This window comes from Pseudomonas sp. H3_D04 (genome assembly GCF_054669175.1).
This window is the reverse complement of sequence record NZ_CP162801.1, coordinates 4,547,023-4,570,778: the sequence shown is the minus strand read 5'-3', so window position 1 is coordinate 4,570,778 and position 23,756 is coordinate 4,547,023. Positions and strand designations below refer to the sequence as shown.

The 23,756-nt window shown below is 59.8% G+C and carries 23 protein-coding genes; 17 read left to right on the top strand and 6 right to left on the bottom strand.

The window, feature by feature from the left end:
• Positions 1 to 43: 43 nt before the first annotated feature.
• The 6 genes from lysS to AB4N91_RS21195 all read left to right on the top strand — a co-directional run bounded on the left by lysS (position 44) and on the right by AB4N91_RS21195 (position 5,784).
• Entirely contained in the window at positions 44 to 1,546 is a 1,503-nt protein-coding gene (lysS, locus tag AB4N91_RS21220) for a lysine--tRNA ligase (protein WP_010462916.1), read from the top strand.
• 102 nt (positions 1,547 to 1,648) lie between these two features.
• The gene (locus tag AB4N91_RS21215; RefSeq protein ID WP_010462913.1) at positions 1,649 to 2,365 is read left to right on the top strand and encodes a TetR/AcrR family transcriptional regulator; all 717 of its coding nucleotides are present in this window, start codon (positions 1,649 to 1,651) and stop codon (positions 2,363 to 2,365) included.
• A gap of 157 nt (positions 2,366 to 2,522) precedes the next feature.
• Positions 2,523 to 3,083 carry a hypothetical protein gene (locus AB4N91_RS21210; protein WP_010462911.1) on the top strand — a complete coding sequence of 187 codons (561 nt, stop codon included), beginning with the start codon at positions 2,523 to 2,525 and terminating at the stop codon, positions 3,081 to 3,083.
• A 36-nt stretch (positions 3,084 to 3,119) separates the two neighbouring features.
• Positions 3,120 to 4,397, top strand: a complete 1,278-nt coding sequence (locus tag AB4N91_RS21205; RefSeq protein ID WP_460111758.1) for a flavohemoglobin expression-modulating QEGLA motif protein — start codon at positions 3,120 to 3,122, stop codon at positions 4,395 to 4,397.
• 146 nt (positions 4,398 to 4,543) lie between these two features.
• Positions 4,544 to 5,458 (top strand): alpha/beta hydrolase, encoded by a 915-nt coding sequence (locus tag AB4N91_RS21200; RefSeq protein WP_154911823.1) that lies wholly within the window; start codon positions 4,544 to 4,546, stop codon positions 5,456 to 5,458.
• Entirely contained in the window at positions 5,455 to 5,784 is a 330-nt protein-coding gene (locus AB4N91_RS21195; protein WP_010462905.1) for a hypothetical protein, read from the top strand. Before AB4N91_RS21200 ends, AB4N91_RS21195 begins: the two co-directional genes overlap by 4 nt.
• Before the next feature lie 195 nt (positions 5,785 to 5,979).
• Here AB4N91_RS21195 and AB4N91_RS21190 read toward each other — a convergent pair whose 3' ends face one another.
• From AB4N91_RS21190 to AB4N91_RS21180, 3 genes are all read right to left on the bottom strand, one after another.
• The gene (locus AB4N91_RS21190; RefSeq protein ID WP_083374928.1) at positions 5,980 to 6,768 is read right to left on the bottom strand and encodes an OmpA family protein; all 789 of its coding nucleotides are present in this window, start codon (positions 6,766 to 6,768) and stop codon (positions 5,980 to 5,982) included.
• Positions 6,769 to 6,823: 55 nt separating this feature from the next.
• Complete coding sequence (locus AB4N91_RS21185) at positions 6,824 to 7,237, bottom strand: DUF4398 domain-containing protein (protein WP_010462902.1); 414 nt, start codon at positions 7,235 to 7,237, stop codon at positions 6,824 to 6,826.
• A gap of 376 nt (positions 7,238 to 7,613) precedes the next feature.
• Positions 7,614 to 7,958 (bottom strand): hypothetical protein, encoded by a 345-nt coding sequence (locus AB4N91_RS21180; RefSeq protein WP_010462899.1) that lies wholly within the window; start codon positions 7,956 to 7,958, stop codon positions 7,614 to 7,616.
• A 214-nt stretch (positions 7,959 to 8,172) separates the two neighbouring features.
• Here AB4N91_RS21180 and ppc point away from each other — a divergent pair, with 214 nt between their 5' ends.
• The 7 genes from ppc (at position 8,173) to AB4N91_RS21145 (ending at position 15,503) form a co-directional block, all read left to right on the top strand.
• On the top strand, positions 8,173 to 10,803 hold the full coding sequence (gene ppc, locus AB4N91_RS21175) for a phosphoenolpyruvate carboxylase (RefSeq protein WP_077748312.1): 2,631 nt from the start codon (positions 8,173 to 8,175) through the stop codon (positions 10,801 to 10,803).
• A 287-nt stretch (positions 10,804 to 11,090) separates the two neighbouring features.
• A complete protein-coding gene (gene adk / locus AB4N91_RS21170) occupies positions 11,091 to 11,738 on the top strand; it encodes an adenylate kinase (RefSeq protein WP_010462894.1) in 648 nt (215 codons plus the stop codon).
• A gap of 93 nt (positions 11,739 to 11,831) precedes the next feature.
• Positions 11,832 to 12,506 (top strand): tRNA (adenosine(37)-N6)-threonylcarbamoyltransferase complex dimerization subunit type 1 TsaB, encoded by a 675-nt coding sequence (gene tsaB, locus AB4N91_RS21165; RefSeq protein WP_154911822.1) that lies wholly within the window; start codon positions 11,832 to 11,834, stop codon positions 12,504 to 12,506.
• 278 nt (positions 12,507 to 12,784) lie between these two features.
• Positions 12,785 to 13,090, top strand: coding sequence for a hypothetical protein (locus AB4N91_RS21160; protein WP_010462890.1), 306 nt, complete (start codon positions 12,785 to 12,787; stop codon positions 13,088 to 13,090).
• Entirely contained in the window at positions 13,090 to 13,950 is an 861-nt protein-coding gene (locus AB4N91_RS21155) for a DUF72 domain-containing protein (RefSeq protein ID WP_154911821.1), read from the top strand. Before AB4N91_RS21160 ends, AB4N91_RS21155 begins: the two co-directional genes overlap by 1 nt.
• A gap of 33 nt (positions 13,951 to 13,983) precedes the next feature.
• A complete protein-coding gene (locus AB4N91_RS21150) occupies positions 13,984 to 14,805 on the top strand; it encodes an isocitrate lyase/PEP mutase family protein (RefSeq protein WP_154911820.1) in 822 nt (273 codons plus the stop codon).
• A gap of 2 nt (positions 14,806 to 14,807) precedes the next feature.
• Positions 14,808 to 15,503: an extensin-like domain-containing protein gene (locus AB4N91_RS21145; protein ID WP_077748314.1), complete on the top strand. Its 696-nt coding sequence runs from the start codon at positions 14,808 to 14,810 to the stop codon at positions 15,501 to 15,503.
• A gap of 16 nt (positions 15,504 to 15,519) precedes the next feature.
• On the opposite strand, the gene AB4N91_RS21140 is transcribed toward AB4N91_RS21145, so the two are convergent.
• Positions 15,520 to 16,140, bottom strand: coding sequence for an energy transducer TonB (locus tag AB4N91_RS21140; RefSeq protein ID WP_077748315.1), 621 nt, complete (start codon positions 16,138 to 16,140; stop codon positions 15,520 to 15,522).
• Between the two features lie 93 nt (positions 16,141 to 16,233).
• Between AB4N91_RS21140 and AB4N91_RS21135 the strand changes: the two genes are divergently transcribed.
• On the top strand, positions 16,234 to 17,016 hold the full coding sequence (locus AB4N91_RS21135; RefSeq protein ID WP_010462878.1) for a class I SAM-dependent methyltransferase: 783 nt from the start codon (positions 16,234 to 16,236) through the stop codon (positions 17,014 to 17,016).
• A gap of 108 nt (positions 17,017 to 17,124) precedes the next feature.
• Here AB4N91_RS21135 and AB4N91_RS21130 read toward each other — a convergent pair whose 3' ends face one another.
• Positions 17,125 to 17,769, bottom strand: a complete 645-nt coding sequence (locus AB4N91_RS21130) for a TetR/AcrR family transcriptional regulator (protein WP_083374923.1) — start codon at positions 17,767 to 17,769, stop codon at positions 17,125 to 17,127.
• Between the two features lie 93 nt (positions 17,770 to 17,862).
• Here AB4N91_RS21130 and AB4N91_RS21125 point away from each other — a divergent pair, with 93 nt between their 5' ends.
• The 3 genes from AB4N91_RS21125 to AB4N91_RS21115 all read left to right on the top strand — a co-directional run bounded on the left by AB4N91_RS21125 (position 17,863) and on the right by AB4N91_RS21115 (position 22,971).
• The gene (locus AB4N91_RS21125) at positions 17,863 to 18,963 is read left to right on the top strand and encodes an efflux RND transporter periplasmic adaptor subunit (RefSeq protein WP_010462874.1); all 1,101 of its coding nucleotides are present in this window, start codon (positions 17,863 to 17,865) and stop codon (positions 18,961 to 18,963) included.
• Positions 18,964 to 18,969: 6 nt separating this feature from the next.
• Positions 18,970 to 22,035: an efflux RND transporter permease subunit gene (locus tag AB4N91_RS21120; protein WP_010462873.1), complete on the top strand. Its 3,066-nt coding sequence runs from the start codon at positions 18,970 to 18,972 to the stop codon at positions 22,033 to 22,035.
• 546 nt (positions 22,036 to 22,581) lie between these two features.
• Entirely contained in the window at positions 22,582 to 22,971 is a 390-nt protein-coding gene (locus AB4N91_RS21115) for a DUF6124 family protein (protein ID WP_077748318.1), read from the top strand.
• Between the two features lie 69 nt (positions 22,972 to 23,040).
• Here the strand turns inward: AB4N91_RS21115 and AB4N91_RS21110 are convergent, their stop codons facing one another.
• Entirely contained in the window at positions 23,041 to 23,730 is a 690-nt protein-coding gene (locus AB4N91_RS21110; protein WP_010462869.1) for a DUF4197 domain-containing protein, read from the bottom strand.
• Between the last annotated feature and the right edge of the window lie 26 nt (positions 23,731 to 23,756).

Below are 23,756 nucleotides of genomic sequence, written 5' to 3'. Positions count from 1 at the left end.
GGCGAATGCCGGGGGCAACGAACCTGATGGAATATTTAAAGACATGAGCGACCTACAACTCGACCCGCAAGCCCTGCAACAGGAAGAAAACTCCCTGATCGCCCTGCGCAAGGAAAAGCTTGCTGCCGAGCGCGCCAAGGGCAATGCCTTCCCCAACGACTTCCGCCGCGACAACTACTGCGAAGACTTGCAGAAACAGTACGCGGACAAGACCAAGGAAGAGCTGGCAGAGGCTGCAATCCCGGTCAAGGTTGCCGGTCGCATCATGCTCAACCGTGGCTCGTTCATGGTGATCCAGGACATGACCGGGCGCATCCAGGTCTACGTCAACCGTAAGACCCTGTCCGAAGACACCCTGGCCGCGGTGAAGACCTGGGACATGGGCGACATCATCGCAGCCGTTGGTACCCTGGCCCGTTCCGGCAAGGGCGACCTGTACGTTGAAATGACCGAAGTGCGCCTGCTGACCAAGTCGCTGCGCCCGCTGCCGGACAAGCACCACGGCCTGACCGACACCGAGCAGCGCTACCGTCAGCGTTACGTTGACCTGATCGTCAACGAAGAGGTACGCCAGACCTTCCGCGTTCGTTCCCAAGTGATCGCGCACATCCGCAGCTTCCTGATGAAGCGTGACTTCCTCGAAGTCGAAACGCCGATGCTGCAAACCATCCCGGGTGGCGCAGCAGCCAAGCCGTTCGAGACGCACCACAACGCGCTGGACCTGGAAATGTTCCTGCGTATCGCGCCTGAGCTGTACCTCAAGCGCCTGGTGGTTGGCGGTTTCGAGAAAGTGTTCGAGATCAACCGCAACTTCCGTAACGAAGGCGTTTCGACGCGTCACAACCCTGAATTCACCATGTTGGAGTTCTACCAGGCGTACGCCGACTACGAAGACAACATGGACCTGACCGAAGAACTGTTCCGCGAACTCGCGCAGCTGGTCCTGGGCAGCACCGACGTGCCGTATGGCGACAAAGTGTTCCACTTCGGCGAACCGTTCGTGCGTCTGTCGGTGTTCGACTCGATCCTCAAGTACAACCCCGAGCTGACCGCTGACGACCTGACGGACATCGAGAAGGCTCGCGCCATCGCCAAGAAGGCCGGCGCCAAGGTGCTGGGCTTCGAAGGTCTGGGCAAGTTGCAGGTGATGATTTTCGAAGAACTGGTCGAGCACAAGCTGGAGCAGCCGCACTTCATCACTCAGTACCCGTTCGAAGTGTCGCCGCTGGCCCGTCGTAACGACGACAACCCAAGCGTCACCGACCGTTTTGAACTGTTCATCGGCGGCCGTGAAATCGCCAACGCCTACTCCGAGTTGAACGACGCGGAAGACCAGGCCGAGCGCTTCATGGCGCAGGTGGCCGACAAGGACGCGGGCGACGACGAAGCCATGCACTACGACGCCGACTTTGTTCGCGCGCTGGAGTACGGCATGCCGCCAACGGCCGGTGAAGGGATCGGTATCGATCGTCTGGTGATGTTGTTGACCAACTCACCGTCGATCCGCGACGTGATCCTGTTCCCGCACATGCGGCCACAAGCGTAAGTGTTTCAATAAAAAAGCCGCCTATAACAGGCGGCTTTTTATTGCCTGTCTGGTACAAACGTATCAAATGGTTACTTTTGAAGTAAGAGAGGAATACCTGTCGTGAACCGTGCAATTGCTCAAGAAGGTGCAGCGGGCGTCGCCACTGCGGTCGCTGAAAGCGTTCAGTACCAGGGCCGCAAGGCCAGCCGACAGGGCAGCGAGCAGCGTCGACAGGACATTCTCGATGCGGCGATGCGCATTGTCGTGCGCGATGGCGTGCGGGCCGTGCGTCACCGAGCGGTAGCGGCCGAGGCCGGTGTGCCGCTGTCGGCCACCACTTATTACTTCAAGGATATCGATGACTTGCTCACCGATACCTTCGCCCAGTACGTGGAACGCAGCGCCGCGTTCATGGCCAAGTTGTGGATCAATAACGAGGGCCTGCTGCGCGAGATGGTGGTCAGCGGCGACGGCAGCCCCGAGTCGCGCTCGCAGCTGGCGGACGACATTGCGCGATTGATGTCGGACTACGTTCACCGGCAACTGATCAACCGTCGCGAGCACTTGATGGCCGAACAGGCGTTCCGCCAGGAAGCGCTGCTGAACCCGCGCCTTGCTGAGCTGGTACGTTCACATCAGCAGATTCTGCTCCAGGGCACATGCCAGCTTTTCCAGGTATTGGGTTCGCGCGAACCACAACAGGATGCCAAAGTGTTGACGGCGATTATCGGACGGATGGAATATCAGGGCCTGCTCAACGACGCCGAGCCTGTCGCCGAAGCCGAAATGCTCGGTATCCTGACCCGCTACATGCATTTGGTATTGGCGTCGGTGTAATTCCTGCGGGGCACTCGACCCTGTAGGAGCGAGGCTTGCCCGCGAAGGCGGTATAACATTCAACCTATGTGTTGACTGACACAACGCCTTCGCGGGCAAAACTCGCTCCTGCAAGGTCGGTGACCATTCGGGGCTGTGTGTTCATAGGGAGTGTTGAATGAAAGCCTGGCGTGTCGTTGTGATCGCCTTGTCGTTCCTGCTGCTCAGTGGCTGTCTGGTGACCTTCAGGGACCCACTGCCCGCCAGCGACCCCGCGCCCAAAGGTCTGCTCGGCAAATGGACCAGCACCAACGCCTGGGGCGAGCCGATGAACCTGGAGCTGACCCGTCTGGGCGACAGTCGTTACCAGGCGGTCAGCTACCTCAAGGCCAAACCCAAAGAGCGCGAGGCCTACCCCTTTACGGTGTCGCGCCACGGCAGCCGCTGGTACCTGTCGGCGAAGGTGCCGGCACAGTTCGGCGGGCATTTCATCATCGCCGGGTTTGAACTGACCGATAAGCACGAATTGGTGGTCTACAACCTCGATCTCGAACAGATCAATCAAGCCCTCGGACAAAAAGTCCTGAGCGGTGAAGGTTTCCAGACCGATGATGGCGACGGCGTATTGATCAACAGCAGCATGGATCAGGTCTTTGCCTACCTGGATGACCCGGCCAATTCCGATGTCTTCGTCGAGGCCGTGCGCTATCAGCGCCTGGCCAAAGCCAACGTTAAATAAAGCCAGCACCTAACGGTTTTTCTACAGGAGTTTCGGGTGGACGATTACCAGCAGACGATACGCATTTTGTCCGATCGCATTGTGCTGGCGCAGACGCCGATTCGCGTCCTCGATGCGGTCAAGTGGGACGACAGCATCCGCAAGGGGTTCCTCAAGGCCAAGGGCAAGGAAATGCCCGCTGTAGATCGCGATTATTACCTCAATCGGCCGCTGTCGTTCGATTCCAGCAAAGTGAAGCTGGAGTTCCAGAACATCGAGCGTGACATCACCCGTCAGCTCGGCCAGTTCAACCCGGTCGGCCAAATCATGCGGCGCATGTGCAAGGAATACCGGATGGTGGTGCGCATGCTCGAAGCGCGCGGCACCGAAGATTTCGGCCTGATTTCCCAGGAGTTGTACGGCGCTGCGTCCGACGCGTTCCATGCCGGTGACCCGACCCTGTCCGACCTCGGCCTGATGCTCTCCGATTACCTGAACAACATCGATGGCCGGGGTGACCTGAAGGACGAGCCGAAAATCCTCACCGCCAAGGATGCCGTGCATTTGTTGCAAACCCGGCTGAGCAAAGTGTTTGGCGAGGCCGAAGAGACCATTCGGGTGTTCGAGTCCGACGGCATTGTCGCCGATGCGGCGGCCGGCGCCGACTACATCAAGATTCGCACCGACGCGATGTTCAACGAACGTGACGTGCGCGCCCTGGAAGTTCATGAAGGGCTGGTCCACGTCGGCACCACGCTCAACGGACTGAACCAGCCGATCTGCACCTTCCTGTCCAAAGGCCCGCCGTCGTCGACGGTGACCCAGGAAGGGCTGGCGATCCTGATGGAAATCATCACCTTCGCGTCCTACCCGAGCCGCCTGCGCAAACTGACCAACCGCACCCTGGCCATTCACATGGTAGAGGAGGGCGCGGACTTCTTGCAGGTCTTCGAATTCTTCCGCGAGCAAGGCTTCGAAATGGCCGAAAGCTACGGCAATGCCAGCCGGGTGTTCCGTGGTTCGATACCGACCGGCCTGCCCTTTACCAAAGACTTGTCCTACCTCAAGGGCTTTATCATGGTTTACAACTACATTCAGTTGGCCGTGCGTAAGGGCAAGCTTGAACAGATTCCACTGCTGTTTTGCGGCAAGACCACGCTGGAAGACATGCGTACCTTGCGTCAGTTGGTGGACGAAGGGCTGGTGGTGCCGCCGAAGTATTTGCCGGATCAGTTCCGCGACCTGAACGCACTGTCGGCGTGGATGTGCTTCTCCAACTTCCTCAACCACCTGAGCCTGGACCGGATAGAAGCGGATTACTCCAACATTCTCTAACGATCACGAAATCCCCTGTGGGAGTGAGCCTGCTCGCGATAGCGGCCGAACATTCAACATTGATGTTCTGACACACCGCCTTCGCGAGCAGGCTCACTCCTACAGGGGAATGTGTTTCAACTCCAATTCTTGCGAGGTTTCAACGGATGAGAATCCTCGGCATCCTTTGCCTTCTCCTGACCTTGAGCGGTTGCAGCTCCCTGCTGTTCTACCCTGAGCCGGGCCAACTGTTCACCCCGGAAAAAGCCAAGCTCGACTACCGCGAAGTGACCCTGACCACTGCCGATGGCCTCAGGTTGAACGCCTGGTGGCTGCCGGCGAAAAACGGTGTCGAGGTCAAGGGCACGGTGCTGCATCTGCACGGCAATGGCGGCAATCTGCCGATGCATCTGGGCGGCAGTTGGTGGTTGCCGGAGGAAGGCTATCAAGTGCTGTTGATCGATTATCGCGGTTACGGGTTGTCCGAAGGCGAACCGAGTCTGCCGGCGATATATCAGGACATCGACGCCGCGTTCAAGTGGCTCGACCAGGCACCGGAAGTCAAAGGCAAGCCGTTGATCCTGCTGGGCCAGAGCCTCGGCGGTTCCATGGCGGTTCACTACCTGGTCCAACATCCCGAACGGCAGAAACAACTCAAGGCTTTCGTCCTCGACGGCGTGCCCGCCAGTTATCGCAGCATCGGCCGGTTCGCCCTGAGCAATTCCTGGCTGACCTGGGCGCTCCAGGTGCCGCTCTCGTGGCTGGTGCCGGACGGTGACAGCGCGATTAACTCCATGGCGCAGCTCAACGACGTACCGAAACTGATCTACCACAGCATCGACGATCCGATCGTGCCCCTTTCCAACGGCATCCGTCTGTATCAAGCTGCGCCGCCGCCACGCGTGCTGCAATTGACCCGCGGTGGCCATGTGCAGACATTTGCCGACCCGGTCTGGCGCAAGGTCATGCTGCGGTATCTCGACGACCCGCAGCATTTCAACGGCCTGCGCCGCTTGGGTGAAATCCCCAACTACCCGGCACCCCCGAATTCAGAAGATGAACCATCAGAGAGTCCGCAATGAGTGAAGAACGTAACGCCATCCCGCTGATCATCACCGGTATCTGCAGCATCCTCGGCACGGTGGGTGCCCTGTGGTTCTACGGCTACCTGCACTTCGCCAAACCGGAAGATGCGCTGCTGCTCAGCGACTTCACCATGATCAAGACCGTGCCGGGAGAGGACTACAAAGTCTCCCTGGAGCCTGCCTCGCAAGTGGCCCAGTGCATCGATGGCGTGCTGGTGATGTTTGACACTGAACAGAAAGGCCTGACGGGCGTCTTGGTCAACAACAAGAAAAAAGCCGTGCGCTGCATGGGCGAAGAAACTCCGCAGAAGCTGGAGCAGTAACCCGGTCCTGCATTCACTGAAGATCCTTGTAGGCGTGAGCCTGCTCGCGATAGCGGTTTAGCATTCAACACTTCTGTTGTCTGACACACCGCTATCGCGAGCAGGCTCACTCCTACAAGGGGTGTGTGAACTGCAGACATAAAAAGCCCCGCCTGATCGACTCAGGCGGGGCTTTTGTGTTTCAGCGGGTGAAGCTTAGTTCGAGCTGATCGCCGAACGCGGCATCACGGGCTGGTTGTCGTTGGAAATGGTCACTTCCACACGACGGTTCATCGCACGACCCGAGGTGCTGGTGTTTTCCGCAACCGGGTATTCCTTGCCATAACCCTGCGCAACGACGCGCGCTGGATCAACGCCCATCTTCACCAGCGCCATGCGCACGGAATTGGCACGACGCTCGGACAGCGACTGGTTATGCGAAGCCGTACCGGTGCTGTCGGTGTAGCCTTCGACGATCACTTTGCGATCAGGGTTTTCCTGAAGGAACTGCGCCAGTTTGTTGATGTTCACCAGACCGCTGGATTTCAGGTCAGCTTTGTCGGTGGCGAACAGCACGTCACCGAAAGTCACCAGCGTACCGCGATCGGTCTGCTTGGCGTTGAGGCTGTCCTGCAGCTGCTTGATCTGCTGATCGCGAGCGTCGAGACGCGCCTGGGCACGTTGCGCCGAAGCATTTTTCAGGTTGGCTTCAGCGGTGCGCAGGGCGATGGTTTGCTTCGCCACTTCAACACGCTGGTTGGTCAGATAAGCCAGTTGGTCGACCTCGTTCGGGTCTTTCTTGTCCATATAGGCCTTGTCGGCCTTGTCCAGGTAATCGCTGGCGTCTTTGGTTTCCAGTGCCGCCACTTTGCTGGCTTGCGGGTTGGCTTGCAGGCCGCTGTAGTTGGTGCGGGCCTGTTCCAGGTTCGCGTTAGGCGGTGTGGAGCAGGCAGCCAGTGCAACGCTTGCGGCCAGGAGAGCGGGGATCATCAATTGTGTACGCATAATAATTCGTCCTTTCTATCGATAAGAGCTTCAAGTCTGGTGTCGGGATGCGCGCTTACTGCACGGTGCGCTGGCTTTCCTGACGCAGTTCCTGAACCCCTTTCTGAGAGTCCTTCACAGCTTGTTCGGCTTTCATCGCCTGAGCTTTGCGTTCGGCTACGCGAGCGTCCCACTCAGCCTGCTCGGCCAGCACTTTGGCCTCGGCATACTTTTTGTCGTGCATGGCGATTTCGGCTTGCTTGAGCTTGTCCTGCGCGGACTTCATTTCCACGGCGGCGAACTCGGTGCCGCCGGCGCTGACGGCGCCATTCACAGCCGATTGGGTCACGGCGAATTGCTCGGTCGGCGGATTGCCAGCACAACCGGCCAGTACGAAGCTGCTGCCGATTGCCAGGGCAGCCAGTTTCAGACTGCGCAGGTGGGTGAACGAGGATTTGGCAGTTCGGGTCTTCATGGTCTTCAACTCCATTGGTGTAACTCCTGAAAAACTTAAAATCCATGCTGGGCAAGGAGCCGTAACCGTCAATTTCCGGGGGTGTTTTGAAACGGCCGTCCCAGGCGTGGTTAATGGCTGTGACCCGAGGGGTTTTTCAAAAGTTCAGAGAAGATGGCCTATCGCCCGAAAATACTTTGACCGAACGGACAAGGCTCTAAATCGGGAACTTTGGCGATGTGCAGCGGTATGCCCGACCTTTTCAAGGCTCGGGAACACGCAATTATCGAAGGGATACGCAGGCTAAATGTAGGAGCGAGCCTGCTCGCTAGCGGTGTATCAGCCAACAGAAATGTTGAATGTTCAACCGCATTCGCGAGCAGGCTCGCTCCCACAGGGTTCGGCGGGGGGATCAGTGTTTCTGCTTGTCATCGCTCGATGACAAATCGTGCAAGTGACGACGGGACAACGCGAGAAAACGCGGGGTCGGGCCGATGTCTTCGTACAGCGGATCACCTTCTTCATCGGTGGCCACCACGGTCGATCCCTTCACGTATGGAAAGCTCTTTTCGAGCTCTTCCAGCGCGGCGCCGATCAGTTCGCCAAGCAGTTCTTCGGGTTGGCGTTTGGGATACATCTCGGTAATCGCCGCCAGCCGTGCGGCCGCTTCCATGTCCAGATGAATCCTGTAACCGGTGTCGGTCAGGCGACCCTTGGCGTTTTCTTCCCAATGCTGGGCAAGTTCGCGGATTTTCATAAAAACCTCATTTCGCTCCTGCTCGTGGCAGGCGTGTGAGTGTCCGCCAGTGGCCGGCGGCAAGCCGTTGTACGGCTTACTCTTCAGACTAGCTCGAACCCATAAGGTTTACCGCCCCTTCGTCGTCTGCTTGTAAGAAGCGCTTTAGAGCGGCACTCTCTGTTAACAGAGCATGGCATTCATAGACACCCGGATTTTCGCTGGAGAACTGCTGATGACCGATATTGATGCACGCTTGCGCGAGGACGTTCACCTGTTGGGTGAGCTGTTGGGCAACACCATTCGTGAACAGTACGGGGACGGCTTTCTCGACAAGATCGAGCAGATCCGCAAGGGCGCCAAAGCCGACCGTCGCGGTTCGATGGACGCCGAGCTGAGCGCCAGCCTCAACCAATTGAGCGAAGACGAGTTGTTGCCGGTGGCGCGGGCGTTCAACCAGTTTCTCAACCTGGCCAATATCGCCGAGCAGTATCAGCTGATTCACCGCCGGGAAGAGTCGCAACCGGCGCCGTTTGAAGCACGGGTGTTGCCGGAACTGCTCGCGCGCCTGCGTGCCGAGGGGCATAGCGCCGAATCCCTGGCCCGGCAACTGGGACGGCTGGAAATCGAGCTGGTCCTCACCGCGCACCCGACCGAAGTGGCGCGCCGCACGCTGATCCAGAAATACGACGCCATCGCCGCGCAACTGGCCGCCCAGGATCATCGCGACCTGACGACAGCCGAACGCGAGCAAATCCAGGCGAAGTTGCAGCGCCTGATCGCCGAAGCCTGGCACACCGAAGAAATCCGCCGCACCCGCCCGACGCCAGTCGACGAAGCCAAATGGGGTTTCGCGGTGATCGAGCATTCGTTGTGGCAGGCGATCCCCAACTACATGCGCAAGGCCGATAAAGCCCTGCACGCCGCCACCGGCCTGCATCTGCCGCTGGAAAGCGCGCCGATTCGCTTTGCCTCGTGGATGGGCGGCGACCGTGACGGCAACCCGAACGTGACGGCCGCCGTGACCCGTGAGGTGTTGCTGCTGGCGCGCTGGATGGCTGCGGATTTGTACGTGCGCGACATCGATCACCTCGCCGCTGAACTGTCGATGCAACAGGCCAGCGATGCACTGAAAGCCAAGGCAGGGGACAGCGCCGAACCTTATCGCGCGGTGCTTAAGCAGTTGCGTGAACGTCTGCGGGCGACGCGTAATTGGGCGCATGCCTCTTTGACGGCCACCACCCCGGCACCGGCCGATGTGCTGCAAAACAACCGCGACCTGCTGGATCCGCTGGAGTTGTGTTACCACTCCTTGCACGAGTGCGGCATGGGCGTGATCGCTGACGGTCCATTGCTCGATTGCCTGCGTCGGGCGGTGACCTTCGGGCTGTTCCTGGTGCGGCTCGATGTGCGCCAGGATTCGTCCCGTCACACGGCGGCGATGACTGAAATTACCGACTACCTCGGCCTCGGTCGCTACGAAGACTGGAGCGAGGAAGAGCGCATCGCCTTCCTGGTGCGTGAGCAGAACAATCGGCGGCCGTTGCTGCCAGCGTACTTCAAGCCATCGGCCGACACCGCCGAAGTGCTGGCGACGTGCAGGGAAATTGCTGCCGCCCCGGGGGCCTCGCTCGGCTCTTATGTGATCTCCATGGCCGGTGCCGCTTCCGACGTGCTCGCCGTGCAACTGTTGCTCAAAGAGTCCGGCGTATTGCGGCCGATGCGCGTGGTGCCGTTGTTCGAAACCCTCGCCGACCTCGACAACGCCGGCCCTGTGATTGAAAAGCTGTTGCTGCTGCCGGGCTATCGCTCGCGCCTGCAAGGGCCGCAGGAAGTGATGATCGGCTATTCCGACTCGGCCAAGGACGCAGGCACCACCGCCGCGGCCTGGGCGCAGTATCGGGCGCAGGAGCGTTTGGTCGACATCTGCCGCGAGCAGCAAGTCGAGCTGCTGTTGTTCCACGGTCGCGGCGGCACCGTGGGGCGCGGTGGTGGTCCGGCGCACGCGGCGATTCTGTCGCAGCCGCCCGGTTCAGTGGCGGGACGTTTCCGCACCACCGAGCAGGGGGAAATGATTCGTTTCAAATTCGGCCTGCCGGACATCGCAGAGCAGAACCTCAATCTGTACTTGGCGGCGGTGCTGGAAGCGACACTGTTGCCACCGCCGCCACCGGAACCGGCGTGGCGCCATTTGATGGACGAATTGGCCGCCGACGGCGTCAAGGCTTACCGCGCCGTGGTGCGGGAAAATCCGCAGTTCGTCGAGTACTTCCGCCAATCCACACCGGAGCAGGAGTTGGGTCGCTTGCCGTTGGGCAGCCGCCCGGCCAAGCGCCGCGCCGGCGGGATTGAAAGCCTGCGCGCCATTCCATGGATCTTCGGCTGGACCCAGACGCGCCTGATGTTGCCGGCCTGGCTCGGCTGGGAAGCGGCGCTGAGCAAGGCGCTGGAACGTGGCGAGGGCGAGCTGCTGGGGCAGATGCGCGAACAGTGGCCGTTTTTCCGCACGCGCATCGACATGCTGGAAATGGTCCTGGCTAAAGCGGACGCTGACATCGCCCGATCCTACGATGAGCGTCTGGTCGAGCCTGATTTGCTCCCTTTGGGTGCGCACTTACGCGACCTATTGTCGCAGGCGTGCGCTGTGGTCCTCGGGTTGACCGGTCAGTCTCAGCTACTGGCACATAGCCCAGACACCCTCGAATTCATCCGCTTGCGCAACACCTATCTCGACCCGCTTCATCTATTGCAGGCCGAACTGTTGGCGCGTTCGCGGCAACAGGAAGTGGCGCAGGGCAGCCCGGTAGAACAGGCGCTGCTGGTGTCTGTGGCGGGGATTGCTGCCGGTTTGCGAAATACCGGCTAAGGTTTTCGTCGTGGGGGAAGGCACCCGGCGCGGCTTCGGGTGCCGGTGGACAAGGGGCTGAAAAGGTCTGACAAGCGACAGTTAATGACGGGGTTGCGACTAGGAGTACCCCGTCCCAAGGTCACGCAAGGCGCGGGTTTCTCCGACTTTCGGCGGCTTGTGTGGTCCGGGCCTGCTGTGTATCTTGATCAGCCTTTGGCCGTTTGGGCGGTCACGACCCTGTTTTTGAGATTGGCCCCACGAGGCGAATCCGTTGTTATCTATATAAAAAATTGAGGAGCACATCGATGCGCGTCATTCTGCTGGGAGCTCCCGGGGCCGGTAAAGGTACTCAGGCTAAGTTCATCACCGAAAAGTTCGGCATCCCGCAAATCTCCACCGGCGACATGCTGCGTGCCGCAGTCAAGGCTGGCACCGAGCTGGGCCTGATCGCCAAGAGCGTCATGGACAGCGGTGGCCTTGTGTCCGATGACCTGATCATCAATCTGGTCAAGGAACGCATCAGCCAGGCCGATTGCGCCAACGGTTTCCTGTTTGACGGTTTCCCGCGCACCATTCCCCAGGCTGAAGCCCTGGTGAAAGCCGGCGTCGAGCTGGATCACGTGGTCGAGATCGACGTCAAGGACGAGGACATCGTCCAGCGTATCGCCGGTCGTCGCGTGCATGAGGCTTCAGGTCGCGTGTACCACATCGTCTACAACCCGCCGAAAATTGCCGGTAAGGACGACATCACTGGCGAAGAGCTGGTACAGCGCAAAGACGATACCGAAGAAACCGTGCGTCATCGTCTCTCCGTCTACCACGCTCAGACCGAGCCTTTGGTGAAGTTTTACCAGGAGCTGTCCACCGCTCAAGGCAAACCGAAGTACAGCCACATCGAAGGTGTTGGCTCGGTTGAAGCGATCACCGGCAAGGTGCTTGAAGCGCTGAACTGAAAAGTCTGAATCGCTTCATCTTCTACGGCCCGCTTGCGGGCCGTAGTTGTTTATACTGGCGCACTTTTTCTGACCTCTCTTACGGAAACATCGATGAGCACCTTGCTGGCCCTGGACACCGCGACTGAAGCTTGCTCCGTTGCCTTGCTGCATGACGGCAAGGTCACGAGCCATTACGAGGTGATTCCGCGCCTGCATGCGCAAAAGCTGTTGCCGATGATCCAGCAGTTGCTCGCCGACGCCGGGACCACCCTGCAAGCGGTTGATGCCATTGCCTTCGGTCGTGGGCCGGGCGCATTCACCGGCGTGCGGATCGCCATTGGTGTGGTGCAGGGCCTGGCGTTTGCGCTGGATCGCCCGGTGTTGCCGGTCTCCAACCTGGCGGTACTGGCACAACGGGCTTATCGCGAACACGGCGTCAGCCAGGTCGCAGCCGCCATCGATGCGCGCATGGATGAGGTGTATTGGGGGTGCTACCGCGAAACGGCAGGGGAGATGCGCCTGGTCGGCAAAGAAGCGGTGTTGGCGCCGGAAGTGGCCGCATTGCCGGCTGATGCCAGCGGTGAATGGTTCGGCGCCGGCACGGGGTGGGGGTATGCCGAGCGCATCGCTGTCAATCTGAGTGGGCAGGATGCAGGCATGCTACCGCATGCCGAAGACCTGCTGACGCTGGCGCGGTTTGCCTGGGCGCGTGGAGAGGCAATCGTGGCGGACGAGGCTCAGCCGGTTTATCTGCGCGACAAAGTGGCGACGCCGAAAGCGCGTTAATCCCAATGCTGTTGTGGCGAGGGAGCTTGCTCCCGTTGGGTTGCGAAGCGACCCCAGGATTCCATCAGCAACACCGAGCCGGCAGGTTTTGCGACGGCTGCACAGCCGAACGGGAGCAAGCTCCCTCGCCACAATGAACATTCCAACTGCGGCCAATCGTCGATTTATCCCCCGGCTTTTAAACCTTTTCGTATTTCTGTGTTCTAGTTATCACTCGGTGGTTTGCGAAGTGGGTTATGTGCCACTAAACTGCCATTACTGATACCGGACATGTACTTATGCGTATAGACGGCCTTTCCTCCCAGTCCTACCCCCTCAAGCGCAAGCCTCGCAAAGGCCCTGTGGCGGATGACGACTACGTCGATATCGACGGCGAGCTGGAAATCCCATCCGAAGAGCAAATGGCCGCCCGTGCCGCCAAGGCTTCCGCGCAACGCCTGAGCAATCTCCCGGCCCGTCAGCAAGACATGATCTACCACCGCGCCATGAGCAAAAGCGTCGCCACGGCACTCGCCAGCTACCTGAGCACCGCCGGTTTTGTCGATTGGGATACCGATGTAATGGGCCTCGACCTGTACATCTGATGCGGCTGCCTTATTACCTCGGCTGCCCGTCCTGGAGTGAAAACGCCTGGCGCGATTATCTTTATCCGCCAGATGCCAAGCCCGCTGACTTCCTGAATCTCTATTCCCAAGTATTCAACGCCGTAGAAGGCAATACGACCTTCTACGCGAGCCCGGCTGCCAGCACCGTGCAGCGCTGGGCCGAAATCATGCCCGAGCACTTTCGCTTCACCGCCAAGTTTCCCGGCGACATCAGCCACGGCGGTGACCTGCGCGAGCAACTGACCGCCGCCGACACCTTCCTGCAATTGCTCAGCCCGCTCGGTGAACGGGTTTCGCCCCTGTGGCTGCAACTGTCGAAAAGCTTCACGCCACACCGATTGCCCGAACTGGCCGGCTTCATCGATGCACTTGAGCGACCGCTGGCCGTTGAAGTGCGGCATGACGAGTTCTTTGCCAAAGGCGATAGCGAGCGCCGGCTCAATCGTCTGCTGCTGGATCGGGGCGTAGAACGCATCTGCCTTGATCCGCGAGCCCTGTTCAGCTGCACGTCGACCGATCCTTCGGTCCTCCACGCCCAGTCGAAAAAGCCCAGGGTGCCGCCACGTCCGGCAGCGTTTACCCTGTTTCCGCAGGTGCGTTTCATCGGCCATCCGCAGCTTGAGGCGAACGATCCGTTTCTGGAGCCATGGGTCGAGAAAATCGCTTTGTGGATCGAAGAGGGCCGCACGCCCTACATCTTCCTGCACACTGCCGATAACTTGCTGGCGGCCAAACTGGCGCAACGTTTTCACGCAAAACTGATGCTGCGTTTGCCTGGCTTGCCGCCGTTGCCTGAGCTATACAGAGAACCCGCCGCCGAGCAACTTGGCTTGCTCTGAGGCGGATTTGTTCCCCTTTTCAGGAGCCTGCCAATGGATGCGCAAACCCTTCGAGCCCAGGTGTTCAAAGCACTGCACGAACGCGAGGGCGCTTTTGTCATTCCCAATCCGTGGGACGCCGGCTCGGCGAAGATGCTCGCCAGCCTGGGTTTCGAGGCGCTGGCGACCACCAGTGCCGGTTATGCCTTTTCCAACGCACGCCCTGATGGAGGGTTGACGCTCGACGATACGCTGGCGAACGTGCGAGCGATTGTCGCGGCCACCGATCTGCCGGTGGCAGTGGATCTGGAAAACGGTTTTGCGGACGACCCGGCTGAGTGCGCACAAAGCATTTTGGCGGCCGCGGCGGCCGGTGCGGTCGGGGGCTCGATCGAAGATGCCACCGGTCGTGAAGACGCGCCGATCTACTGTTTCGAACATGCCGTGGCGCGCATTGAAGCCGCCGTCGCAGCGGCTCGCAGCCTGCCTTTCCCTTTTATGCTGACCGCCCGTGCCGAGAATTTTCTGCACGGCAATCCTGACCTGGCCGATACCATTCGCCGTTTGCAGGCGTTCGCCGAAGCGGGCGCGGACGTGTTGTACGCGCCGGGGCTGCGCAGCGCTGAAGACGTGTTGGCGGTGGTCCGCGCCGTGGCGCCGAAACCGGTCAACGTGTTGATGTCCGGGGGGCTCAAATTGACGGTGGAGCAATTGAGCGAGATGGGCGTCAAACGCATCAGCGTCGGCTCGGCCCTGGCCTTGGCGGCCTACGGCGAGTTTTACCGCGCGGCCGAAGAGATCAAGACGTCGGGCACCTTTGGGTTCACGTCACGGTCGATGCCATATGCCAAGGCCAATCAATTGTTCAAAGGCTGACGATGCGGTTTCGGTGGTGGCTGTTGTTGATGCTGTTAATGATCGGTGCGGCGGGCGTGAGCGTCTGGCGCGGCTGGATCTCGCTGCCACCCCAGTGGAACCCTTGGGCGCCGCTGGACGTGAAGGCCGCCCCGAACTTTCTGACACGCTACAAACTGATGCGCCTGCGCGATGATCCGCAATTGTGTGATCAGGCCTTGAGCAGCTCCGGTTTACGCGTTGCGCATCAGGCCGACAGCCCCGGCGCGACGTGCCCATTGATCAACACCTTGCGTGTCCAGGGCGGCGATGTGGCGTTGAGCAGCAGTTTTCTCGCCAGTTGCCGTTTGGCGGTGTCGTTTGCCCTGTTCGAGCACCACGCCCTGCAACCCGCCGCGCAAGCGGTGTATGGGCAGCCTGTCAGCCGGGTCGATCATCTTGGCAGCTTCGCCTGTCGCAACGTCTATGGCCGCGAAAACGGCAGGCGAAGCCAGCACGCCAGCGCCGATGCGCTGGACATCGCCGGTTTCCGCCTGGCGGATGGTCGCTCCATCAGCGTGCTCAAGGATTGGCCCAAGGATAATCAGGACGCCCAGTTTCTGCGCCAGGTCCGCGATGGCGCCTGTGGCGTGTTCAGTGTGGTGTTGAGCCCGGACTACAACGCCGCCCATCGCAATCACTTTCATGTCGATGTCGGGCCGTGGTGGGTGTGTCGCTGAGGGCTTTTGTTGAAGGTCAGGCGGCGATGCGCAGATTTTGCAGGACGATCGGGCGAGCCCAGCCAGTATCGAAATCGAAGTGTTTTTGTTGCTCGACCAATTCTTCGGGGGAGAACGGCGGGAACGGTTTGTCCAGCAGGTCGAGTTCGAATTCGGCGATCGGCAAGTGCAGAGGACGCGGTTGTGGTGCCGGGCCGGCTTCTGGCGCAGGCTGACCGGCGGTGAGCACGATCGGCCGCACCCAGCCACTTTCAAAGTCTTGTTGCTTCTGCTGGGCGACGATTTCTTCAGCCGGGAACGGCGGGAAAGGCTTGTCGGCCAGGTCCATTTCGAACTCGGCAATCGGCAAGAACAGCGGCTCGGGTGGTTTGACTTCGGTTTCTTTCACATCGCATTCGCGTTGGCTGACGATGTGCGCCAGCAGTTCGCTGCCGACGGTCGGCTCCACCGGGCTTTCGAGATCAACCGGAGGAAACGTGCCACACGCCGGCACCACATCCGTCGACTGTTCGGCCAGGGCCTGGGCAAAAAAATCCTGCCACAGGTGACTGACGCCGCTCAGTGCCTGGGAATTTCGCAGGCCATAATCGCCATGACGCGATATGTAGCCTACGGATGTGGATTGAATGCCTGACATTTTTCTCGGTCGACGCTCAGCTCTGGCAAAATGCTCGTTAGTTTTGTTATCGGCCGTTTTTGCCGATCATTAATTTTTTGAGCGTGTTTTCCCATGATTGAGCAACCTGCGGCCTGCCGCATCCATGTCGAGGCCTCCGCCCCGGCGTTTCAGCCACAAGCCGAGCAGTGGGCCGAACGCCTGGGCTTGCCTTTGCACGTGGATGACGGCGAGTTTGCGTTGCAGGTGGGCGAACAAGGTTTGCAGCTGCAACAACTGGGGCCGGACGCACCAGGGCCGGTGCGGGTGGACTTCGTCGAGGGTGGCGCGGCGCATCGACGGTTGTTCGGCGGTGGCACTGGGCAAATGATCGCCAAGGCGGTGGGCATCGCCCAGGGCGTGCGTCCGCGTGTGCTGGATGCCACGGCGGGGCTGGGCAAGGATGCGTTCGTGCTGGCGAGCCTTGGCTGCGAGATGAGCCTGATCGAGCGTCAGCCGCTGATTGGCGCGTTACTTGAGGATGGACTGGCCCGTGGCGCGGAGGATTTCGACGTGGCGCCAATCGTGGCGCGGATGAAGTTGCTCAAGGGCAACTCAATCGAGGTCATGCGCAACTGGGAAGGCGAGCCGCCGCAAGTGATCTACCTCGACCCGATGTTTCCGCACCGTGAGAAAACGGCGTTGGTGAAGAAGGAAATGCGTCTGTTCCGGCCGTTGGTCGGTGATGATCCCGATGCGCCGGCACTGCTCGAGGCCGCATTGGCACTGGCCAGCCATCGGGTGGTGGTCAAGCGTCCGCGCAAGGCGCCGTGTATTGCCGGACCCAAGCCCAGTCATGCGCTGGACGGCAAATCCAGTCGGTATGACATTTATCCGAAGAAAGCGCTCAAGCCGTAAGACCGCGTTGCACCATTCGCGGGCAAGCCTCGCTCCTACAGGGTCTGTGTTAAACCTGTCGGAGCGAGGCTTGCCCGCGAAGGCGCCAGACCAGACAACCAAGCCTTATCAGGCTGTCTCTGGTCGATAAGCCCGCATAAACAACCCCACCACCTCCCGTACATGTTCCTCGGCCGCATCGCCCGTCACCGGCTCTCCGCAGCCATACAGCAAGCGGAAATTGCCCGCGCCCTTGAGCAGGCAGAAGAAATGCTCGGCCGCATTGCGCGGTTTATCGATGCTCAACGCGCCGCTCTGATCAACCTTGGTCAGCAACCGTTCCATGCCATGCAACATGCGTTGCGGCCCGGCCTCGAAGAAGATCAGTGAGAGTTTCGGGTCCTGGCTGCCCAAGGCCATTATCAGCCGATGCAGGTTCACCGATTCATCGCTGTTGATCAGCTGGTGAAAGCCGCGTGCGATGTTCAGCAGCACCGTTTCTACCGAAATGCCATCCGGCAACTCGAAAAACAGCGTGGGCAACTGCTCTTCGCACTTGGCCATCACGGCGGCGGAGAACAGCGTCTCCTTGTCGTTGAAGTGGCTGTAGACCGTCAGCTTCGACACGCCGGCTTCAGCCGCCACGGCATCCATGCTGGTGCTGGCGTAACCATTACTCAGAAACAAAATTTTCGCCGCATCGAGGATGGCCTGGCGCTTGGCCAGATCCTTGGGGCGGCCCGGGCCGTTGGGTGCTGAAAGATTGTTCGACATTCTTCGCTTTAATACTGGACTGGTGAGTTTGCTATTAATAACATACTCGCCAGTATAATTATTCCAAGCACCATTAGCGAAAGGTCCTTCACCATGTTCCGCTATGCCTTGCCCCTCGCGTTGCCAGTGTGTCTGGCGTTTCTATTGTCTGCGTGTGGCCACGAAGAGGCGCCGAAAACAACTGTCCGCCCGGCCATGGTGGTACAGCCAGAGCCTTCGGCCCAGGCAATGGAAAGCTATCCGGGTGAAGTGCGGGCTCGTTATGAGCCGGACCTGGCGTTTCGCATCGGCGGCAAGGTAAGTCGACGACTGGTAGAAGAAGGGCAACGGGTCAAGGCCGATCAGCCTTTGGCCGAACTCGATCCCCAGGACGTGCGCCTGCAACTGGAAGCCACCCGTGCCCAAGTGGCCGCCGCCGAGGCCAATCTGAGCCTGGTGCGCGCCGAACGTGACCGCTACAAGACGCTGATGGACCGTCAGATGGTCAGCCGTTCGCAGTACGACAACGCCGAAAACCTTTACCGATCCGGTGAAGCACGCCTCAAGCAAATCAAAGCCGAATTCAACGTCTCGACCAATCAGGCCAGCTACGCGGTGCTGCGAGCGCCCCAGGATGGCGTGGTGGCCAAGCGTGCGGTGGAAGTCGGGCAAGTGGTGGCGGCCGGGCAAACCGTGTTCACCCTCGCCACCGATGGCGAGCGTGAAGTGTTGATCAGCTTGCCGGAGCAGAGCTTCGGCCGCTTCAAGGTCGGCCAGCCCGTCTCGGTAGAACTCTGGACCCAGCCCGATCAGCGTTTTGCCGGGCGCATCCGTGAGCTGTCGCCGGCTGCCGATCCAAAGTCCCGCACCTTCGCTGCCCGGATTTCATTCACCGGCGGCAAGGTCCCGGCCGAACTCGGCCAGAGCGCCCGGGTGTTCGTCCAGACAACTGACGTGATACCGCTGTCCGTACCGCTATCGGCACTGACGGCGGAAAACGGCGCGACCTATGTCTGGGTCGTCAGTGCCAACAATACCTTGAAGAAAACCCCGGTCCGGGTCGGTGCCTTCGGCGAAAAAACCGTCCCGGTGCTCGAAGGCCTGAATGCCGGCGACTGGGTGGTGGCCGCTGGCGTCCATGTTTTGCTTGAAGGGCAGCAAGTGCGCCCGGTGGATCGCTCCAACCGCGTGGTCAATCTGGCGGACAAGGAGTAATCCCCGATGGGTTTCAATCTTTCCGAATGGGCGCTGCGCAATCGCCAGATCGTACTGTTCCTGATGCTCTTGCTGGCTGTCGTCGGCGCGCTTTCCTACACCAAACTCGGCCAGAGCGAAGACCCGCCGTTCACCTTCAAGGCCATGGTGATCCGCACCAACTGGCCGGGCGCCACGGCGCAGGAAGTCTCGCGCCAGGTCACCGAGCGCATTGAAAAGAAACTGATGGAAACCGGGGAATACGAACGCATCGTGTCGTTCTCCCGTCCGGGCGAATCCCAGGTGACGTTCATTGCCCGTGACTCCCTGCATTCGGTGCAAATACCGGACCTTTGGTATCAGGTTCGCAAAAAGGTCAGTGACATTCGGCATACGTTACCGCCGGGCATCCAAGGGCCGTTTTTCAACGATGAATTCGGCACCACCTTCGGCAATATCTATGCGCTGACCGGCGAGGGATTTGATTACGCGGTGCTCAAGGATTACGCCGACCGCATTCAGATCCAGCTGCAACGGGTGAAGGATGTGGGCAAGGTCGATCTGCTCGGGCTGCAAGACGAGAAGATCTGGATCGAACTCTCCAACGTCAAGCTTGCCACGCTCGGTCTGCCATTGGCCGCCGTGCAGCAAGCCCTTGAAGAGCAGAACGCGGTGTCCACGGCCGGGTTCTTTGAAACCACCAGCGAGCGATTGCAGCTACGGGTCTCGGGGAATTTTCAGACAGTCGATGAGATCAAGAACTTCCCGATTCGCGTCGGTGATCGCACTTTCCGTATTTCCGATGTGGCGGACGTGCGTCGCGGCTTCAACGATCCACCGGCGCCGCGAATGCGCTTCATGGCGGAAAACGCCATCGGTCTGGCCGTCGCGATGAAGGACGGCGGCGACATTCTGGTGTTGGGCAAGGCGCTGGAGATCGAGTTTGACCGCATCCAGAAAAACCTTCCGGCCGGCATGCAGCTGCGCAAGGTCTCCGATCAGCCCGCAGCGGTGAAAACCGGTGTCGGCGAGTTCGTTCAGGTGTTGGTGGAGGCCCTGGCGATTGTGTTGCTGGTGAGTTTTTTCTCCCTAGGTGTGCGCACCGGCATGGTGGTGGCGCTGGCGATTCCGCTGGTGTTGGCGATGACCTTCGCCTGCATGTATTACCTAGGCATCGGCTTGCACAAGATTTCCCTCGGCGCGTTGGTGCTGGCCTTGGGCTTGTTGGTCGACGACGCAATCATCGCCGTGGAAATGATGGCGATCAAAATGGAGCAGGGCTTCGACCGCATCAAGGCCGCCAGTTACGCCTGGACCAGCACCGCGTTCCCGATGCTTACCGGCACCCTGATTACCGCCGCCGGATTCTTGCCCATAGCCACGGCGCAATCGGGCACTGGGGAATACACGCGCTCAATCTTCCAGGTGGTGACCATCGCGTTGCTGGCTTCGTGGATTGTGGCGGTGGTGTTTGTGCCGTACCTGGGGGAAAAACTCCTGCCGGACCTGGCGAAGATTCATGCCGCCAAACATGGCACGGGTCAGCCCGACCCTTATGGCACGCCGTTCTATCAACGGGTCAGGCGCTTGGTGGAGTGGTGCGTGCGCTGGCGTAAAACTGTCATCGTGCTGACCGTGGTGTTGTTCATCGGCTCGATCGTGCTGTTCCGCTTTGTGCCGCAGCAATTCTTCCCGGCCTCGGGTCGGCTCGAATTGATGGTCGATCTGAAACTCGCCGAAGGCGCGTCCCTGAGCAACACCGCCGACGAGGTTAAACGCCTTGAAGCCTTGCTGAAGGATCACGCCGGTATCGACAACTACGTGGCCTACGTCGGCACCGGTTCGCCGCGTTTCTATCTGCCGCTGGATCAGCAACTGCCGGCGGCCAGCTTTGCTCAGTTTGTCGTCCTGGCCAAGACCATCGAGGAGCGTGAAACCCTGCGCACCTGGCTGATCGAAACCCTCAACGAACAATTCCCCGCCTTGCGCTCTCGGGTCACACGCCTTGAAAACGGTCCGCCGGTTGGCTATCCGGTGCAGTTCCGGGTGACCGGTGAGCACATCGAGGAAGTCCGCGCATTGGCCCGCAAAGTGGCGGCCAAGGTTCGCGAGAACCCGCACGTGGCGAACGTCCATCTGGACTGGGAAGAACCGAGCAAAGTCGTCTACCTGAACGTCGATCAGGACCGCGCCCGGGCCTTGGGCGTGAGCACGGCGAACCTGTCGAAGTTCCTGCAAAGCTCCCTGACGGGGTCCAGTGTCAGCCAGTACCGCGAAGACAACGAGTTGATCGAGATCCTGCTGCGCGGCACCCTGCATGAGCGCACCGAACTGTCGTTGTTGCCGAGCCTGGCGGTGCCGACCGACAACGGCCGCAGCGTCGCGCTGTCTCAGGTCGCGACGCTGGAATATGGCTTTGAGGAAGGCATCATCTGGCACCGTAATCGCCTGCCGAACGTGACGATCCGCGCCGACATCTACGGCAAGGAACAGCCGGCGACGCTGGTGCAGCAGATCTTGCCGACCCTCGACCCGATTCGCGCCGAATTGCCGGACGGTTACTTGCTGGACGTCGGCGGCACGGTGGAAGACTCGGCCCGTGGCCAGAACTCGGTGAAGGCCGGCGTGCCGCTGTTCATTGTGGTGGTGCTGACCTTGCTGATGCTGCAACTGCGCAGTTTCTCGCGCACGGTGATGGTGTTCCTGACTGCACCGCTGGGTCTGATTGGCGTGACGCTGTTCCTGATGGTGTTTCGTCAGCCGTTCGGTTTTGTCGCGATGCTCGGGACCATCGCACTGTCCGGGATGATCATGCGTAACTCGGTCATTCTGGTGGACCAGATCGAGCAGGACATTGCCGCCGGGCTCAAACCGTGGCAAGCAATCATCGAAGCCACGGTGCGACGCTTCCGACCAATTGTGCTGACCGCGCTCGCGGCGGTGCTGGCGATGATTCCGCTGTCCCGCAGCGTATTCTTTGGGCCAATGGCGGTAGCGATCATGGGCGGGTTGATCGTGGCGACTGCGCTGACGTTGCTGTTTTTGCCAGCGTTGTATGCGGCGTGGTTCAGGATCAAGAAAGAGTCGGTGTAATCTCGGCGGCCTTCGGGCCGCCCGCTCTCTTGCTGACGTTCACCGCTCTAAATTGTGGGAGCGAGCCTGCTCGCGATGGCGTCGTGTCAGGCAATACATTTCGCAAATGGACGACCGCTTTCGCGAGCAGGCTCGCTCCCACAGTTAATCTTCTGAATACAAATACCGTGTACGACACAAAACCCTGTGGGAGCGGGCTTGCCCGCGATGGCGATCTGGCAGGCGACTATGTTTAAAGATCTGCCAAAACATCAGAACCTTCCCACGAAATTTTCAGGTTGTCTGTCGGAAGCGCGATCTCTAGGCTTTTGGGTGTCGCTGCAAAAAGCAGCGACCGGGTTTCGCAGCCCGGTTAAACTTCAGACGCACAGCGTCCACCATCCGAAAGCGGGCGTTTTTTTATGCCTGTGTTATGGCGGCTGTGCGCGGGAGATCTTCGGGTCTGCCGGGTTCCTGAAGTCCCGGTCTGCGAACCTGCGTACAGCTGCCACCTTATGTTCGTTTCGCAGCGAACGGTGACAGCTCCACTACTTCAGGAGTTACACGATGATTAAAGACAGCCCAAATCCTCCAGACACGGAAGCAGAACTGGAAAAAGAAACCGACCCGGTTTCCCCTTACGCCTTTCTCGATTCCAAAAAACTCCACGACGCGGCAATTCGCGCTCTTGATCACTATTTGGCGCCACCACCCGAAAAAAAGGCTAAAGCTGACCGTCGTCCCAGCTCGGTTTTCGTCATCGCCCCCAACGTTGATTCCGAAACCCTTTTGGCTCACGCCTGCGAAACCCTCGCTTCGGCAAATGTGATGGCCAGTGAGTTAGCCTTCGGTCTGAACGGACCGACATGCAATCTTATGTTGGCGGTTCAACAGATGATTTCGCTGGCGGAGTTATCGGTAAATCGCGTTCTGGATCAGGTTGATCCGCACCAGTAGCGCAAACGGAAAAAGCCCACTGACCTGTAAAGACCAGTGGGCTTTTTTGCGAGTTTCAATTGCCTGGAATTAAAGCGTACCAAAGACTTTCTTCGCCAGACTCGTCGCCGCCGCCGCAGGGTTCTTGCGAATGGCTTCTTCCTGTTTGCCGATCATCTCGAACAAGCCGTTCAGTGCCTGCTCGGTCACGTAGCTTTCGATGTTGGCGTTCTTGGTATCCAGCACGCCCATGGTCGCTGCCTGGCCTGCGAAGGTGTTGTATTGCTTGGCCAGGCCGACCTGGTCGGTGGCTTGTTTCACGATCGGCAGGAACTTGACCCGAATCTGTTCGCGGCTGGTTTTGCTCAGGTACTGGGTGGCCGAGTCGTTGCCGCCGCTGAGAATCCCTTTGGCGTCATCGACGCTCATCTTCTTCACGGCATCCACCAGTATTGGCTGGGCCTGGGTCACGGCGGTTTCGGCCGCTTTGTTCATGCTGGTTTCCAGCTCAGTGACCTGATCGCCCATGCCGAACTGTTTCATTTTGCTGGCGACTTTGCCCAGTTTGCCCGGCAGTTCGATTTTCACGTCCGGGTTGTTGCTGAAGCCGCCTGGCGTGCCGAGTTGTTTGACGGCCAGTTGCGCGCCTTGGGTCAGGGCATCCTTGAGGCCACCGGTGGCGTCTTTTTGCGACAGGTCATTGAGCGACAGCGCCAGTGCGCTGGCGGAGATCATCAAGCCTGCACACAGGCCGGCAAAGCGAAGGGTAGGGCGGAGCATGGCGGCTTCCTTGTTCAAAAAAGAGA

Bases quoted from the DNA above. Each gene is read 5' to 3' on its own strand.
- lysS (WP_010462916.1), top strand. From the start codon at position 44: ATGAGCGACCTACAACTCGACCCGCAAGCCCTGCAACAGGAAGAAAAC.
- AB4N91_RS21210 (WP_010462911.1), top strand. From the start codon at position 2,523: ATGAAAGCCTGGCGTGTCGTTGTGATCGCCTTGTCGTTCCTGCTGCTC.
- AB4N91_RS21200 (WP_154911823.1), top strand. From the start codon at position 4,544: ATGAGAATCCTCGGCATCCTTTGCCTTCTCCTGACCTTGAGCGGTTGC.
- AB4N91_RS21195 (WP_010462905.1), top strand. From the start codon at position 5,455: ATGAGTGAAGAACGTAACGCCATCCCGCTGATCATCACCGGTATCTGC.
- AB4N91_RS21190 (WP_083374928.1), bottom strand. From the start codon at position 6,768: ATGCGTACACAATTGATGATCCCCGCTCTCCTGGCCGCAAGCGTTGCA.
- AB4N91_RS21185 (WP_010462902.1), bottom strand. From the start codon at position 7,237: ATGGAGTTGAAGACCATGAAGACCCGAACTGCCAAATCCTCGTTCACC.
- AB4N91_RS21180 (WP_010462899.1), bottom strand. From the start codon at position 7,958: ATGAAAATCCGCGAACTTGCCCAGCATTGGGAAGAAAACGCCAAGGGT.
- ppc (WP_077748312.1), top strand. From the start codon at position 8,173: ATGACCGATATTGATGCACGCTTGCGCGAGGACGTTCACCTGTTGGGT.
- adk (WP_010462894.1), top strand. From the start codon at position 11,091: ATGCGCGTCATTCTGCTGGGAGCTCCCGGGGCCGGTAAAGGTACTCAG.
- tsaB (WP_154911822.1), top strand. From the start codon at position 11,832: ATGAGCACCTTGCTGGCCCTGGACACCGCGACTGAAGCTTGCTCCGTT.
- AB4N91_RS21160 (WP_010462890.1), top strand. From the start codon at position 12,785: ATGCGTATAGACGGCCTTTCCTCCCAGTCCTACCCCCTCAAGCGCAAG.
- AB4N91_RS21155 (WP_154911821.1), top strand. From the start codon at position 13,090: ATGCGGCTGCCTTATTACCTCGGCTGCCCGTCCTGGAGTGAAAACGCC.
- AB4N91_RS21150 (WP_154911820.1), top strand. From the start codon at position 13,984: ATGGATGCGCAAACCCTTCGAGCCCAGGTGTTCAAAGCACTGCACGAA.
- AB4N91_RS21145 (WP_077748314.1), top strand. From the start codon at position 14,808: ATGCGGTTTCGGTGGTGGCTGTTGTTGATGCTGTTAATGATCGGTGCG.
- AB4N91_RS21140 (WP_077748315.1), bottom strand. From the start codon at position 16,140: ATGTCAGGCATTCAATCCACATCCGTAGGCTACATATCGCGTCATGGC.
- AB4N91_RS21135 (WP_010462878.1), top strand. From the start codon at position 16,234: ATGATTGAGCAACCTGCGGCCTGCCGCATCCATGTCGAGGCCTCCGCC.
- AB4N91_RS21130 (WP_083374923.1), bottom strand. From the start codon at position 17,769: ATGTCGAACAATCTTTCAGCACCCAACGGCCCGGGCCGCCCCAAGGAT.
- AB4N91_RS21125 (WP_010462874.1), top strand. From the start codon at position 17,863: ATGTTCCGCTATGCCTTGCCCCTCGCGTTGCCAGTGTGTCTGGCGTTT.
- AB4N91_RS21120 (WP_010462873.1), top strand. From the start codon at position 18,970: ATGGGTTTCAATCTTTCCGAATGGGCGCTGCGCAATCGCCAGATCGTA.
- AB4N91_RS21115 (WP_077748318.1), top strand. From the start codon at position 22,582: ATGATTAAAGACAGCCCAAATCCTCCAGACACGGAAGCAGAACTGGAA.
- AB4N91_RS21110 (WP_010462869.1), bottom strand. From the start codon at position 23,730: ATGCTCCGCCCTACCCTTCGCTTTGCCGGCCTGTGTGCAGGCTTGATG.